This is a genomic window from Caulobacter sp. ALps2 (genome assembly GCF_058681635.1).
In genome coordinates this window covers 3,599,852-3,612,849 of the sequence record NZ_CM178743.1, presented here as the reverse complement: position 1 = coordinate 3,612,849, position 12,998 = coordinate 3,599,852, and the positions used below count along the sequence as shown (strand labels likewise).

At 67.1% G+C, this 12,998-nt stretch carries 16 protein-coding genes; 5 read left to right on the top strand and 11 right to left on the bottom strand.

Annotated elements, in window-relative coordinates:
• Positions 1–193 precede the first annotated feature (193 nt).
• Complete coding sequence (locus ACW173_RS17245; RefSeq protein WP_492081299.1) at positions 194–898, bottom strand: glutathione S-transferase N-terminal domain-containing protein; 705 nt, start codon at positions 896–898, stop codon at positions 194–196.
• A gap of 172 nt (positions 899–1,070) precedes the next feature.
• Here ACW173_RS17245 and ACW173_RS17240 point away from each other — a divergent pair, with 172 nt between their 5' ends.
• Entirely contained in the window at positions 1,071–1,454 is a 384-nt protein-coding gene (locus ACW173_RS17240) for a hypothetical protein (RefSeq protein ID WP_492081298.1), read from the top strand.
• 56 nt (positions 1,455–1,510) lie between these two features.
• Here ACW173_RS17240 and ACW173_RS17235 read toward each other — a convergent pair whose 3' ends face one another.
• From ACW173_RS17235 to ACW173_RS17225, 3 genes are read right to left on the bottom strand one after another with little or no spacing between them, the layout of a single operon-like run.
• Positions 1,511–1,948 carry a VOC family protein gene (locus ACW173_RS17235; protein WP_492081296.1) on the bottom strand — a complete coding sequence of 146 codons (438 nt, stop codon included), beginning with the start codon at positions 1,946–1,948 and terminating at the stop codon, positions 1,511–1,513.
• A 60-nt stretch (positions 1,949–2,008) separates the two neighbouring features.
• Positions 2,009–3,871 carry an ABCB family ABC transporter ATP-binding protein/permease gene (locus ACW173_RS17230; protein WP_492081294.1) on the bottom strand — a complete coding sequence of 621 codons (1,863 nt, stop codon included), beginning with the start codon at positions 3,869–3,871 and terminating at the stop codon, positions 2,009–2,011.
• A complete protein-coding gene (locus ACW173_RS17225) occupies positions 3,868–4,671 on the bottom strand; it encodes a hypothetical protein (protein ID WP_492081293.1) in 804 nt (267 codons plus the stop codon). The genes ACW173_RS17230 and ACW173_RS17225 overlap by 4 nt, the downstream gene beginning before the upstream one ends.
• A 71-nt stretch (positions 4,672–4,742) precedes the next feature.
• Here ACW173_RS17225 and ACW173_RS17220 point away from each other — a divergent pair, with 71 nt between their 5' ends.
• Both ACW173_RS17220 and ACW173_RS17215 read left to right on the top strand, forming a co-directional pair.
• Entirely contained in the window at positions 4,743–5,351 is a 609-nt protein-coding gene (locus ACW173_RS17220) for an LOG family protein (protein ID WP_492081291.1), read from the top strand.
• A gap of 186 nt (positions 5,352–5,537) precedes the next feature.
• Entirely contained in the window at positions 5,538–5,864 is a 327-nt protein-coding gene (locus ACW173_RS17215; RefSeq protein WP_492081289.1) for a DUF8200 family protein, read from the top strand.
• Between the two features lie 138 nt (positions 5,865–6,002).
• Here ACW173_RS17215 and ACW173_RS17210 read toward each other — a convergent pair whose 3' ends face one another.
• The 5 genes from ACW173_RS17210 to ACW173_RS17190 all read right to left on the bottom strand — a co-directional run bounded on the left by ACW173_RS17210 (position 6,003) and on the right by ACW173_RS17190 (position 10,511).
• Complete coding sequence (locus tag ACW173_RS17210) at positions 6,003–6,140, bottom strand: hypothetical protein (protein ID WP_492086006.1); 138 nt, start codon at positions 6,138–6,140, stop codon at positions 6,003–6,005.
• A gap of 370 nt (positions 6,141–6,510) precedes the next feature.
• The gene (locus ACW173_RS17205; protein ID WP_492081288.1) at positions 6,511–7,650 is read right to left on the bottom strand and encodes an acyl-CoA dehydrogenase family protein; all 1,140 of its coding nucleotides are present in this window, start codon (positions 7,648–7,650) and stop codon (positions 6,511–6,513) included.
• Positions 7,651–7,840: 190 nt separating this feature from the next.
• Entirely contained in the window at positions 7,841–9,055 is a 1,215-nt protein-coding gene (locus tag ACW173_RS17200; RefSeq protein ID WP_492081287.1) for an acyl-CoA dehydrogenase family protein, read from the bottom strand.
• Positions 9,056–9,205: 150 nt separating this feature from the next.
• The gene (locus ACW173_RS17195; RefSeq protein ID WP_492081285.1) at positions 9,206–10,087 is read right to left on the bottom strand and encodes a nicotinate-nucleotide--dimethylbenzimidazole phosphoribosyltransferase; all 882 of its coding nucleotides are present in this window, start codon (positions 10,085–10,087) and stop codon (positions 9,206–9,208) included.
• Positions 10,088–10,151: 64 nt separating this feature from the next.
• Complete coding sequence (locus ACW173_RS17190) at positions 10,152–10,511, bottom strand: hypothetical protein (RefSeq protein ID WP_492081283.1); 360 nt, start codon at positions 10,509–10,511, stop codon at positions 10,152–10,154.
• Between the two features lie 94 nt (positions 10,512–10,605).
• Between ACW173_RS17190 and ACW173_RS17185 the strand changes: the two genes are divergently transcribed.
• Entirely contained in the window at positions 10,606–10,824 is a 219-nt protein-coding gene (locus tag ACW173_RS17185; RefSeq protein ID WP_492081281.1) for a DUF1289 domain-containing protein, read from the top strand.
• A gap of 3 nt (positions 10,825–10,827) precedes the next feature.
• Here ACW173_RS17185 and ACW173_RS17180 read toward each other — a convergent pair whose 3' ends face one another.
• Positions 10,828–11,154, bottom strand: a complete 327-nt coding sequence (locus ACW173_RS17180; protein ID WP_492081279.1) for a hypothetical protein — start codon at positions 11,152–11,154, stop codon at positions 10,828–10,830.
• Between the two features lie 279 nt (positions 11,155–11,433).
• Here ACW173_RS17180 and ACW173_RS17175 point away from each other — a divergent pair, with 279 nt between their 5' ends.
• Entirely contained in the window at positions 11,434–11,952 is a 519-nt protein-coding gene (locus tag ACW173_RS17175; RefSeq protein WP_492081277.1) for a TIGR02281 family clan AA aspartic protease, read from the top strand.
• A 1-nt stretch (position 11,953) separates the two neighbouring features.
• Here the strand turns inward: ACW173_RS17175 and dusA are convergent, their stop codons facing one another.
• Positions 11,954–12,970, bottom strand: coding sequence for a tRNA dihydrouridine(20/20a) synthase DusA (gene dusA / locus ACW173_RS17170; protein ID WP_492081276.1), 1,017 nt, complete (start codon positions 12,968–12,970; stop codon positions 11,954–11,956).
• Positions 12,971–12,998: the final 28 nt, after the last annotated feature.

Sequence of the window (12,998 nt, the reverse complement as noted above, 5' to 3'; positions counted from 1 at the left end):
CGTGATAGCCGCCTGGGTGCGACGATGCAAGCGCCTAATTCCAAAAAAACAGCCCGGCTTGCGGCCGGGCTGTGGAAGTCAGTGATGGTGGGCGCCTTCAAAAGAAGACACCCTGAAAATCGGCGACTTATGGTTAACCGAGTCTTAATTCTTAACGCTCTGACCATTTGGTCGCAGGGGTCGTGCTACTCGCCTACGGACGCTTCGGAATCTCAAGACCACGCTGCACGGCCGGACGAGCCAAACCCGCCTCCAGCCAACGCGGCACGTGCTTCAGCGACGCCCAGTCGACCAGTTCGCCCGCGCCGTAGAAGCCGTTGAGGTTGCGGACCCAGCCCAGGGTGGCGATGTCGGCGATGGTGTACTCATCGCCCATGATCCACTGGCGGTCGGCCAGGCGCCCTTCCAGCACGCCCAGCAGGCGCTTGGACTCGGTGGCGTAGCGCTGCAGCGGCCGTTTGTCCTCGTATTCGCGACCCGCGAACTTATGGAAGAAGCCGACTTGGCCGAACATCGGACCGATGGCGGCCATCTGGAAAAAGACCCACTGCAGGGTCTCGTAACGCGCGGCCGGATCGGCCGGCAGGAATTTGCCGGTCTTCTCGGCCAGATAGACCAGGATCGCGCCGCTCTCGAACAGGCCCAGCGGCTTGCCGCCCGGACCGTCGGGATCGATGATCGCCGGGATCTTGCCGTTCGGGTTCAGAGACAGGAACTCAGGCCCCCAGGTCTCGTCCTTGCCGATGTCGATGGTATGCGGCTCATACGCCAGGCCCGTCTCTTCCAGCATGATCGAGACCTTCACCCCGTTGGGCGTCGGCAGCGAATAGAGCTGGATCTTGTCGGGATGCTGGGCCGGCCAGCGCTGGGTGATCGGAAAGGCGGACAGATCCGACATGCGGGGAACCTCTTTTGACGCTCGCAACGGCGCCGGTTGCATTTGGAGAGCCGACCGCGGTTTTTCCAGAGCCGACCCAAAACGAGGACGAGACAATTCGCGGGATTGATCCGTCCGCGAACATCGCTATCCGGAGAGATCGCATAAGGCTCGGGGGGGGCCTATCTTCACCATGACGACCGCCGATGACCACTGGCCAGCCACCCTGGAACGCGTGACGGGTACGCTGGACTTCGGTCTGGCGGCGGACGGTGGAACCGTCCAGGCCAAGATCCGCGGCGATATCAGCCAGATGCCGGCCCTGATCAGTCTGGCCGTTCAGGCGGCGATCCAGATCGACAAGCGCGTGGCCGCCGCCGACAGCGCGGCGCCGGTGGACCGCAAGGCGATCCTGGCCCGCAAGGACCTGTCGCGCGCCGTGACCGACGGCGTCGCCGCCATGTTCGTCACCGGCTACGCCACGGCCTACCGGCTCGAGCTGGCCCGCATACTGTGGGCCGGCATCGCCGACGCGCCGCGCCGGCGACTGGAAGAGCTGGCCCGCCCCCGCGCCTGAAGGCGCACTAGGCGAAAGTGTGAACGGTTTCGCCTAATGCGCGCCAACTAAAAGACCTACCAGGCGCCCGTGTTCGGCATCGAGGCCCAGGGCTCGGCCGGCGGCAGGTCGCCTTCCTGAAGCAGTTCGATCGAGATGCCGTCAGGCGAGCGCACGAAGGCCATGTGGCCATCACGCGGCGGACGGTTGATGGTCACGCCCATGTCCATCAGGCGCTGGCAGGTCTCGTAGATGTCGTCGACGCGGTAGGCCAGATGGCCGAAATTGCGGGCGCCGCCGTAGTCCTCGGGATCCCAGTTGTAGGTCAGCTCGACCATCGGGCCCTTGCGGTCGCTGGCCAGGTCGACGTCGTCCGGCGCGGCCAGGAACACGAGGGTGAAGCGCCCTTTCTCGTGCTCCGAGCGGTACATTTCCTTTAGGCCCAGGCCGTCGCAGTAGAACCGCAGCGAGGCGTCCAGATCGCGGACGCGGACCATGCTGTGTTGATAGCGCAAGACGAAGCTCCCTCTAAAGTCGGCCTGGATATAGACCTGGGCCCGAGGGCGCGAAATCCACTAAACGGGTTCGCGCTCGCGGGTCTGGCGACGCCACAGGGCCGCGTACTCGCCGCCGGCGTCCAGCAGGACCTCGTGGCGGCCGCGCTCGACGATCTTGCCCCGGCGCAGCACCACGATCTCGTCGGCGTCGGCGATGGTCGACAGGCGGTGGGCCACGACCAGGGTCGTCCGCCCTGCCCTCGCCTTGCGCAGGGTCGCCTGGATCGCCGCCTCCGTGCGGCTGTCCAGGGCGCTGGTGGCCTCGTCCAGGATCAAGACGCGCGGTTCGGCCAGCAGGGCCCGAGCGATGCCCACCCGCTGGCGCTCGCCGCCCGAGAGTTTGAGCCCCCGCTCGCCGACCTTGGTGGCCATGCCGTCGGGCAGGTTGCGGATGAACTCGCCCAGCTCCGCCGCCTCGGCCGCCGCCCAGACCTCGGCCTCCGAGGCCTCGGGGCGAGCGAAGGCGATGTTGGCGGCCAGGGTGTCGTTGAACAGCGCCACGTCCTGCGGGACCAGGGCGACGGCCCGGCGCAGCGAGGCCTGGCGCAGGTCGCGCAGGTCATGGCCGTCCAGGGTCACGCGGCCCGACTGCGGGTCGATCATCCGGAGCGCCAGGCGCACCAGAGTGGTCTTGCCCGCGCCCGAGGGACCGACGATGGCCACGGTGGTCCCCGGTGCGATGGCCAGGGAGACGTCGGACAGCCCCTCCGACCGCGCGCCGTGGCGGAACGAGACCTGCTCGAAGGCGACCGCGCCGCCACGCTGGTCAGCGCAGGGCGGCAGGTCGCGGGCGTCTGGGGCGTCGGCCACGTCGGCGGTCTGGCGACGCAGTTCCAGCATCGCCTCCATGTCGATCAGCGACTGGCGGATCTCGCGATAGGCGAAGCCCAGGATGTTCAGCGGGGCATAGAGATTGATCAGGATCAGAACGGCGGCGGTGACGTCACCCGGCCCGATCTTGCCCGCGGCGGCCTCGGCGCCGGCCAACACGGCCATGGCCCCGAGACCCAGGCTCATCACCGCCGACTGGATCAGGTTCAACAGGTTCAGCGAGTTGGTCGCCTTGATCTGGGCCTCGCCATAGACGTCCAGCGCCCGTTCATAACCGCCGACCGCCCGCCCCTCGCCGCCGAACGACTTGACGGTCTCGTAGTTCAGGAGAGCGTCGACCGCCCTGCCCGCGGCCTCGGCGTCGGCCTCGTTCAGGGCCCGGCGGTGGCCGATCCGCCAGTCGGAAATGGCGAAGGTCAGGTAGCCGTAGACGCCGACGGTCGCCAGGGCCACGACCGCGAACCGCCAGTCATAGGCCTTGGCCAGGACGATCGCGGCCAGGACCAGCTCGACGCCGGTCGGGGCGAGGTTGAAAACGAGACTCCGCAGCAGGAAATCCATCGACCGCGCGCCGCGATCGATCGTCCGCGACAGCGCGCCGGTGCGCTTGGACTGGTGGAAGTCGATCGACAGCGACAGGGCGTGGGAGAACGTCTCGACCGCCGCCCGCGTCTGCGCCGCCTGGGCCACGGGCGTGAAGATAGTGTCGCGCGCTTGCGGCGCCGCGGCGGAGACGAAACGGATCAGGGCCCAGCCGACAGCCAGTCCCGCGAACGCCCAGGTGACGGCGACCGCCGCCCCCTGCCCCTCGGACAGCTGATTGACCGCCTTGCCCAGCATCAGCGGGGCCAGCACGCCCAGCACCTTGCCCGCCAGAGTCAGGGCCAGGGCCACGGTCACCCGCCAGTGCAGACCGGGCGCGTTGGAGCGCAGGACCAGCTGGAAAAGATCGCCCATCGCCCGCCAGAAGCGCACCGGCTGCTCGGCGCCGGCGATCGCGCCCGGCGTGGCGGCGCGACCGGCCGAGGGCGGACCGCCCATGCCTCTCATCGCGCGTCGCCGATCAGATAGGTGGACTGGACGCCGCCGCCGGGGGTCATCCAGTCAACCCGCCAGCCATTGGCGGCGCGCTCGGCGCGGACCGGGCCGTAGGTGAGCGTCGCGGCCGGGGTGATGGCGACCGAGACCGCGTTCTCGCCGCCCTCGCCCGCGACCTGGATATCGTGGACGCCGGGCGTCAGCAGGCCCCGCAGTGAAATGAAGAACCGCCCGTTCTCGTCGGTTCGGGCGCCGCCCTGGGTGATGCGGTCGACGCGGACGTTCAGGCCCGCGCCCGGCGCGGCGACGCCGGAGACGACCGCGCCCCCCTCTTGGTCGACGTCGATGGTCAGGATGCGCGGAGATGACGAGGCGCCAGCCAAGCGCATCGCACCCGCCCCGGCCCGCAACAGGGCGACCTCGCCGCTCTCGGCGACCATCACATAACCCTCGGCCTGGACCGTGCGGCCATCGTGGGTGGTCGACAAGCCAAACAGGCGCACGCCGGGCGCGTCCGGCACCGTGACGGTCCACTGTCCCACGCCGTCGACCCGGCCCATCACCACCTCGCCGGTGGGCGAGCCCATGCGCAGGTCGGAGTCCGGCGCGCCCTTGCCCGCCAGCGAGACGCCGTTCGCCGCCCGGCGCGCGGTGTCCACGGTGGGCGGCGCCACATAGCCGGCCTCGGCGCTGTCGGGCCTGTCGCGCTTGGCTGGCGCGACGGGCGTGCTGGGTCCACAAGCGGCGAGTCCGGCGACGAGGCCCATGGCGAGGATCTGCGGCTTGAAAGCCCGGAAGCGAATCCTGATCATGTGGCCTCAAATAGGAATTCATCGAAGGCGCGCGAGCCCGCGCGCCTTCGTCTTGTGTGGAGTGGACGACGATGACCGACGAGTCTAGCCGCCTGGGATCGGTCTGCGTCTATTGCGGTTCGTCCAACGACGCAGACCCCAGCTACATCTCCGACGCCTTCGCGATTGGCGAAAGCTTCGCCCGCGCGGGCCTGAAGCTGATCTATGGCGGCGGCGGCGTCGGGCTGATGGGGGCCACCGCGCGCGGCGCCCACTCGGCCGGCGGCGCGGTGCTGGGAATCATCCCGACCTTCCTGCGCGGCCGCGAGCAGCCGTTCGACGACGTCGAGACGGTGATCGTCGACAACATGCACGAGCGGAAGATGATGATGTTCGAGCGCTCGGACGCCTTCGTCGTGCTGCCCGGCGGCATCGGCACGCTGGAAGAGATCGTCGAATTGCTATCTTGGCGCCGTTTAGATCTTCACCAGAAGCCGATTGTGTTCCATAACCCCGGCGGCTTCTGGGATCCGCTGTTCGAGCTGATCCGCCACACGATCGACGCCCGCCTGACCCCGCCCAGCCTGGCCGACGCCTGGCGCGCGGTCGAGAAGGCCGAGGACGTCACGCCCGCCCTGATGACCTGGGACGAAGAAATCTACCAGGCAGGCGCTCCGGCCACGCTTCGACGGTTGACTTAGTTTTCAAAAGAGACGCACTATCCGTTTGAGCTCTCCGGCATGCAAGGCCGCGAGCTCAGAGCGCGTTGGGCGAAAGTGTTCGCGGTTTCGCCCGCAAAACGCGCTCCAACTTCAAATCTAGAGCCCGCCCATGCGGGCTCTAGGCGCCGGATCTCCCATCCGGCGCGGGGATAGGAGACTAAGGAAATGCGTAACATCGCTTACGCGGGCCTGATGGCCTGCGCCCTGATGGCTGGCTCATTGGCCAGCCCCGCCCTCGCCGCCGACAGCGAAGGCGCCTGGTTGAAACTGAAGACCCCCGTCTCGACGGATCACTTCATCCAGGACGGTTCGGTCTGGCGCTGCAAGGCCGACATGTGCACCGCGACCAAGGTCCGGGCCCTGCCCGTCGCCCGCGCCTGCCGTAAGCTGGCCGGCCAGCTCGGCGAGCTGACCGCGTTCAACTACCGCGGCGAGCCGCTGGAGGACGCGGCGATCGCCGAGTGCAACACGGCCGCCAAGCCGAAGAGCTGAAGCCTTCAGGGGTGAAGCAAAAGGCCTCCGCCGACGAAACCGGCGGAGGCCTCTTTTTGCGTGTGGGACCCGCAAACGCGTGACAGCCGATCGTGGACGCCGGTTTCGGCGATCGTCGCGCGTGGCTCAAAAAGTACGCTACTTGCGCCCGGACTTCGCGGACGACGACTTCGGCGGCTTCGAACTCGGCCGACCTCCGACCAGCATGCCGCCCATCAGGGCGAACGAGAACATGGCGTGGTTCATCTTCGATGTATTCATGGCGGCGTCTCCCAGACATAGCCGTTTAGGACCAGGAGACGCGCGCGGCTTACAGGGGCTCTCACCCTCCTAGTCGTCAGCGCGTCAAAGCCAAGGATGCGCCCATCGCCGCGCTTCGCAAGCAAAAATACTCCGTATAAAGACCATATCAGCCTGCGGATAATCTGGTCGCAGCGTACTGATTTGGCTGGGTGATTTAATCCGTATACGGCGCGATATTCCCGCCAACCAAAGCGTGGCAAGGCTTTGTCGGGCCTGGATCCGCGGCCGCGCCCCGCGAGCGCGCTTGTCGCCGCCGCCGCCGCCGGCCGCGCAGAAAAAAGCCGCCCGCGTCGGCATGACGCAGGCGGCTCGTCTGGTTTGGACCCGTTGGTCCGTAGGCTGCTTAGGCGGCAGCGTCGAACGACAGCGATTCGTAGCGCTTCAGGTGATGGTCGACCGAGCCGAACAGGCCCTCGATCAGGCTGGCGCGCTTGAAATAGTGACCGATGGCCAACTCGTCGGTCATGCCCATGCCACCGTGAATCTGGATGGCGTTCTGGCCCACGAACTTGCAGGCGCGGCCGATGCGGACCTTCATGGCCGACACCGCCTTCGCGCGCTCAGCGGCGCTCTCGTCGACCTTGATGGTGGCCATGTAGATCATCGACACCGACTGCTCGACCTCGATGAACATGTCGACCATCCGGTGCTGCAGCACCTGGAAGTTGGCGATGGCGGCGCCGAACTGCTTGCGCTGCTTGGCGTAGTCCAGGGTGCCTTCGTGCAGCTTGCGCAGCACGCCCACGGCCTCGGCGCCGACGGCGGCGGCGGCCTCGTCGATCACCTGGTTGACGAGGCCCAGGCCGTCCTCGGAAATCAGCGCGTCAGCCGGAACCGAGACGTTCTCGAAATACACTTCCGAGGCGCGGTTGCCGTCGACGGTCGGATAGTCGCGCGTGACGAGGCCCGGCAGGTTCTTGTCGATCAGGAACACGCCGACGCCGCCGGTGTCGCGCTGGGCGCCGCCGGTGCGGGCCGTGACGATCAGGTGGCTGGCGAACGGCGCGCCGACCACCACGGCCTTGTGGCCGTTCAGAACCCAGCCCGAACCGTCCTTCTTGGCGGTCGTCTTCAGGTCCTGCCAGGTGTAACGCCCCTGCGGCTCGGCGTAGGCGAAGGCGATGGTGGTCGTCCCGCCGACAATGCCCTCGATCACCGAGGCCGCGCCCGCATAACCCGAGTGCTTCATGAAGCCGCCGCCGATGACGACGGTGCCGAGGTAGGGCTCGATGACGAGCGCCTTACCGAACTCCTCCATGATGATCATGTTGTCGATCGCGCCGCCGCCCAGGCCGCCCAGTTCCTCGCTGAACGAAGCCCCAAGGATGCCCAGCTCCTCGGCGAAGGCTTTCCAGTAGTCGGCGCGCCAGCCGCTCTCGGAGGCGACAATCTTGCGGCGGGTCTCGAAATCGTACTTGTCCTGCAGGAAGCTCGCGACCGTGTCGCGGACCATCGACTGCTCTTCGGTGAAGTTGAAATCCATGAGGGACGTTTCCTCTTATGGTTCCCCGTCAGGGGTTTGATTGTTGTTCCGAACCCTTCTCCCCTTGCGGGAGAAGGTGGCGTCCGAAGGACGTCGGATGAGGGGGCGCGCGGACTTTCGGGCGCGCCCAGAAACCCCTCATCCGTCGCTTCGCGACACCTTCTCCCGCAAGGGGAGAAGGAAGAGAGGATCAGAGCCCCAGCACCATCTTGGCGATGATGTTGCGCTGGATCTCGTTGGAGCCGCCGTAGATCGACGTCTTGCGGACGTTGAAATAGGTCGGCGCGGCGCGGTGGGCGAAGTCGGGACCGATCGGATGGGCGTTGTCGCCGTCCTTCGGGAAGCCGCGGAAGTACGGCGCGCCGTAGTGGCCGGCCGCTTCCAGCACCAGCTCGGTGATCCGCTGCTGGATCTCGGTGCCCTTGATCTTCAGGACGCTGGACTCCGGGCCCGGGCCCTTGCCGGCCGCTTCACCCGCCAGGGTGCGCAGCTCGGTATATTCCAGGGCCGTCAGGTCGATCTCCAGCTCGGCGACCTTGCGCTTGAACATCGGATCCTTGATCAGCGCGTCGCCGTCGTCCGACAGCTCGGTCGAGGCGATCTGGCGGATGCGCTCGATACCGCGCTTGGAGCGGGCCACGCCGGCGATGCCGCTACGCTCGTGGGCCAGCAGGAACTTGGCGCAGGTCCAGCCCTTGTTCTCGTCGAAGATGCGGTTCTCGACCGGCACCTTGACGTTCTCGAGCCAGACCTCGTTGACCTCGTGCTCGCCGCCCAGGGTGATGATCGGACGCACGGTTACGCCGGGCGACTTCATGTCGACCAGCAGGAACGAGATGCCTTCCTGGATCTTGGCGGCCTGGTCGGTGCGGACCAGGCAGAAGATCCAGTCGCCGTGCTGGGCCAGGGTGGTCCAGGTCTTCTGGCCGTTGACCAGGTAGTATTCCTTGCCGTCGTCGCCAGTGAAGCGCTCGGCCTTGGTCTTCAGGCTGGCCAGGTCCGAACCGGCGCCCGGTTCCGAGTAGCCCTGCGACCACCAGATGTCGCCCGACAAGGTCGGCGGCAGGAAACGTTCCTTCTGCTCCGGCGTGCCGAACGTGTAGATCACCGGGCCGACCATGTTGATGCCGAACGGCAGGATCGGCACGCAGTCCGCGCGAGCGGTCTCTTCCGACCAGATGTAGCGCTGCACCGAGGTCCAGCCCGGACCGCCGTACTTCTCCGGCCAGGCCGGGGCGACCCAACCCTTCTTGGCGAGGGTGCGATGCCAGGAGAGGAAGTCTTCCTTGGCCATCTCCTCGCCCTCTTCCTGCTTTTCCCGCAGGCCCGCCGGATAGTTCTCGGCGATGAAGGCGCGGACCTCGTCGCGGAAGGCGAGGTCCTCGGGCGAGAAGTCGAGATTCATGGCGAGCTCCCGTTCAGCCGGCCCTTCTTGGGAAGGCCGTTATTGCGTTTCGAACGCCACGATAGATGTCGAACGAGCGTTTGGAAAGATGACGTTAGCGTCAACGGAAGTGAATGTGATCCACGTTCACTTAACGCATCCGAAACTCGCTCAGCGGACCTCGCAGGCCAGCTTGACGAGAGCCAGGGCCGAGGCGCCGCCAACCCCTTCCTCGTCCAGGGTATCGAGCGCCAGAAGCGGGCGCTTGTCGAGGATTTCAAGCAAGCGGGCATGCCCCCTGGTCGGGCTGACATGGGCGGCCAGGCAGTGGTCGATGGCGCTGGGCTCGACGGCGCGCACGATGGCGGCGGCGGCGCAGGCGGCATAGCCGTCCAGGAGCACTGGAATCTTCTGCGTGCGGGCGGCCAGGATCGCGCCGACGACGGCAGCGGTCTCGCGGCCGCCCAGCTGGCGTAGGATCTCCAGCGGATCCTCGCCCACGCCTTCTTGCTTGGCGCGCGCGACGGCGGCGGCCACCGGCTCGGGATCGTCGGACCAGTCGGAGGCCTCACCGCCAAACAGGGCCAGGCATACCGCGGCCGCCGTGCGAGCGGCCTCGGCGACGATGACGCCGGGAATCAGCAGGTCGGGCTGCTTGGCCAGAGCCTCCATGCCGAAGGCCATGGTGGCGGCGGCTTCCTTCTCGCTCATCGAGGCCTGGCCGACGAAGTCCGGCGACGGGCGATCGATGGCCAGGTCGAAGGCTTCCAGGCCCGCGCCCTGCACGCCGGCCAGGCGCGAGACGGTCGCGCCACCCGAGGCGATGGCTTCCAGGCGGTCACGGGCGTAGCCGCGCGGGCCAACGCCCTGTTGCGCCCCAGCGTAGAGCGCCACCACCGGACGATTGACGGCCGGCGGGCTCTTGCCGCTCCAGGCGGTCAGCCAGGCGGCGATCTCGGCCAGGCGTCCGCCCTGCTCCAGCGTCGGGGATGGACCGGGCGCGGGCGGCGAGACGGCGAGCTGGCGGATGTCGGCGAACGGAGAAGCGGTCATGGGCGCGGACTTAAACCCGTCCGCGCCCAAAGCAACCCCAGAAAGCCTTCAGGACGGCAAGCCTTTAGGACGACGCGCCCGACGTGGCGACCGACGTGCCGATGAAGGCCTTGCAACCGCCGTCGCGCTCGGCCAGCAGCTTGGCCTTAACGGTCTCGTTGCGGGTCTTGCCGGCGCGGCGTGCGTCGTCGCGCATGCCGTCGCCGCGATCGCGCATCGAGATGTCGCGACCCCTGCCCTGATCCTTGATCTGGGCGGTGAGGGCCGATACGTCGACGGCGCCCAGGTCGGCCGACAGGGCCAAGCCCAGGCAGCGGTTAGCCTTCAGGAATTCGGCGTCGCTCCACCGGTCGGCGGCGAAGGCCGGGGCGGCCGCGGCCGACAGGGCCGCGCCGGTCAGCACGATGGCGATGAGCTTGCGCATGAAAGTCTTCCTCTCTCCAGTGTGATCCGGGCGCGACGGGGCTCTCGCCGCCGACGCTTGCGCTCGGGCGTTTGGACGCTCAGAACTGTTCTTGATGACCGCCCCCGCCACCCCGCCCCGCCCGATCGTCACGCCCTGCGTGAAGGTCTGCGCGGTGGACGGAACGACGGGTTACTGCCTGGGCTGCCGCCGGACCCTGCCGGAAATCGCTGGCTGGGCCAGGCTGACCGACGAGGAGCGAGCCAAGGTCATGGCCGCCCTCCCCGATCGCCCGGATCCGATGGCCGCTCTGATAGCGGCCAGTCAGGGCTAGGCCCTACTTCGCCGCGCCCATATAGGCGCCGCAGGCCTTCTCCCGTTCAGCCAGGAGCTTGGTCTTCTTTTCGCCGTCAGCGGCGTCGGCTTCCTTCGCCGCGGCCTTGAGCTTGTTCTGGGCCGAATTGAGCGATGCTAGGTCCCGAGTACCGGCCTCGGTGCGCAGGAGCGTATCCAGCGCGGCGGTGTCCAACTTGCCCAGGTTTTCCGAACCGGCCAGTCCACGGCAGCGCGCCGCTTCGAGGAACTGCAGATTGGTGATGGAGCCAGCGTGGGCCGCGCTTGCGAGCGACGCGACGGCGACAGTCGCGATGATCAGCGTTTTCATGGCGTTTTCCCTCGATAAGCCACTTTATTGTCGCCGGGAGAGATAACGCCGTCACAGAGCTTTCCGAAGTTAATTCCAGGACATGAAAAGCATTACGACGATGTAATGCGTAATGTTAAATCGATGTAATATGAACACCCGTCAGTACAGACTATACTTGTTGTGATATTGGTAACCATGGTGTGAAAATCGCCTTGCCGATTCACGCCTTGAAAACGCCTCCCTGCTAATGATTTTGGTAACGGCCGCAGAAGCGGTCTCAAGGCCGGTCTGGCGAGGGTGTCTTCTATGTTGAGGTTCGCGGCGATCGCTTTCGTGGGCGCCCTGTCGGCGGTAGGCGCGGCCAAGGCCGTCGTCTCGCTGGACGACCTGCGTCATCCGGAACTCCGCGCCCCGACCGCGGCCTCGGCCACCCTGGGCGGCGCCGAAGGCGGCGCGGCCCAGATCACCAAGGATCGCGACGGTCACTTCTGGGCCCAGGGCGCCATTGACGGCAAGGCCGTGCGCTTCCTGGTCGACACCGGCGCCACCGCCGTCTCTCTCAGCATGGCCGACGCCCAGCGTCTGGGCATCGACACCAGCAAGCTGACCTACGACTACAATGTCATCACCGCCGACGGCCGCACCCGCGCCGCCTCGGTCAAGCTGGCCAGCGTCGCCATTTCCGGCGCCAAGGTCCGCGACGTAGACGCCCTGGTCATCGAGAAAGGCCTCGAGAACTCGCTGCTGGGCATGAGCTATCTTGGCCGTCTGTCGCGGTTCGAGGCCACCCCGAACTCGCTGATCCTGCACCCGTAGTCTAGGCGGTAAGCTCCGCCCGCTCTTCTCGCGCCGCCAAGGCCGCGCGCACGGCGTCCAGCGCCCGATCCACGACATCCAGCCCCGCGCCCGCCTTGACGCCCTCGACCGTCAGGATGCGTCGCCACGCCCGTGCGCCCGGCAGCCCGTGGAATAGGCCCAGCATGTGCCGGCTCATCGCCGCCAGATGCGTCCCAGCCGCCAGCTCTCGCGCCAGATAGGGCTTGTAGCGCTCGACGGCCTCGAAGCTGTCGACGTCGGCGACGTCCAGGCCGAACACTCGCCGGTCGACCTCGCCCAGCAGGCCAGCCTCGTGATAGGCCGCGCGGCCCAGCATCACCCCGTCGACGCCGTTCGCCAGATGCTCCAGCGCCGCTTCGACGCTGGGCACGCCGCCATTGATGGCGATCGTCAGGTTCGGCCGTTCGCGCTTGAGCCGATAGACCAGCTCGTAGTCCAGCGGCGGAATGTCCCGGTTTTCCTTCGGCGACAGGCCTTTCAGCCAGGCCTTGCGGGCATGGACCACGAAGCCGGTGATCCCGGCCGCCGCACTGCGGTCGACCAGGGTGAACAGCGCTTCTTCCGGATCCTGGTCGTCGACGCCGATCCGGCACTTCACCGTCACCGGGATCTTCACGGCGTCCTTCATCGCCGCCATGCATTTGGCCACCAGATCCGGCTCGCGCATCAGGCAAGCCCCGAACCGGCCGCTCTGCACCCGATCGGACGGGCAGCCGACGTTGAGGTTCACCTCGTCGTAGCCGTACTCCTCGGCGATCCGCGCCGCCTGCGCCAGCTCGACCGGATCCGATCCGCCCAGCTGCAGCGCCACCGGATGCTGGCCAGGATCATAGCCCAGCAGCTTCTCGCGATCCCCATGCGCCACCGCGCCGCTGGTCACCATCTCGGTATAGAGCAACGCCCGGCTGGACAGCACCCGGTGCAGCGACCGACAATGCCGATCGGTCCAGTCCATCATCGGCGCGACAGAAAATCTATGTGGTTGAAATTTATGCATTCTTAGAGCATTATCAACAGGTTCAATC

Coding starts and splice junctions, on each gene's coding strand:
- ACW173_RS17245 (WP_492081299.1), bottom strand. CDS start 898: ATGTCGGATCTGTCCGCCTTTCCGATCACCCAGCGCTGGCCGGCCCAG.
- ACW173_RS17240 (WP_492081298.1), top strand. CDS start 1,071: ATGACGACCGCCGATGACCACTGGCCAGCCACCCTGGAACGCGTGACG.
- ACW173_RS17230 (WP_492081294.1), bottom strand. CDS start 3,871: ATGAGAGGCATGGGCGGTCCGCCCTCGGCCGGTCGCGCCGCCACGCCG.
- ACW173_RS17225 (WP_492081293.1), bottom strand. CDS start 4,671: ATGATCAGGATTCGCTTCCGGGCTTTCAAGCCGCAGATCCTCGCCATG.
- ACW173_RS17220 (WP_492081291.1), top strand. CDS start 4,743: ATGACCGACGAGTCTAGCCGCCTGGGATCGGTCTGCGTCTATTGCGGT.
- ACW173_RS17215 (WP_492081289.1), top strand. CDS start 5,538: ATGCGTAACATCGCTTACGCGGGCCTGATGGCCTGCGCCCTGATGGCT.
- ACW173_RS17205 (WP_492081288.1), bottom strand. CDS start 7,650: ATGGATTTCAACTTCACCGAAGAGCAGTCGATGGTCCGCGACACGGTC.
- ACW173_RS17200 (WP_492081287.1), bottom strand. CDS start 9,055: ATGAATCTCGACTTCTCGCCCGAGGACCTCGCCTTCCGCGACGAGGTC.
- ACW173_RS17195 (WP_492081285.1), bottom strand. CDS start 10,087: ATGACCGCTTCTCCGTTCGCCGACATCCGCCAGCTCGCCGTCTCGCCG.
- ACW173_RS17190 (WP_492081283.1), bottom strand. CDS start 10,511: ATGCGCAAGCTCATCGCCATCGTGCTGACCGGCGCGGCCCTGTCGGCC.
- ACW173_RS17185 (WP_492081281.1), top strand. CDS start 10,606: ATGACCGCCCCCGCCACCCCGCCCCGCCCGATCGTCACGCCCTGCGTG.
- ACW173_RS17180 (WP_492081279.1), bottom strand. CDS start 11,154: ATGAAAACGCTGATCATCGCGACTGTCGCCGTCGCGTCGCTCGCAAGC.
- dusA (WP_492081276.1), bottom strand. CDS start 12,970: ATGCATAAATTTCAACCACATAGATTTTCTGTCGCGCCGATGATGGAC.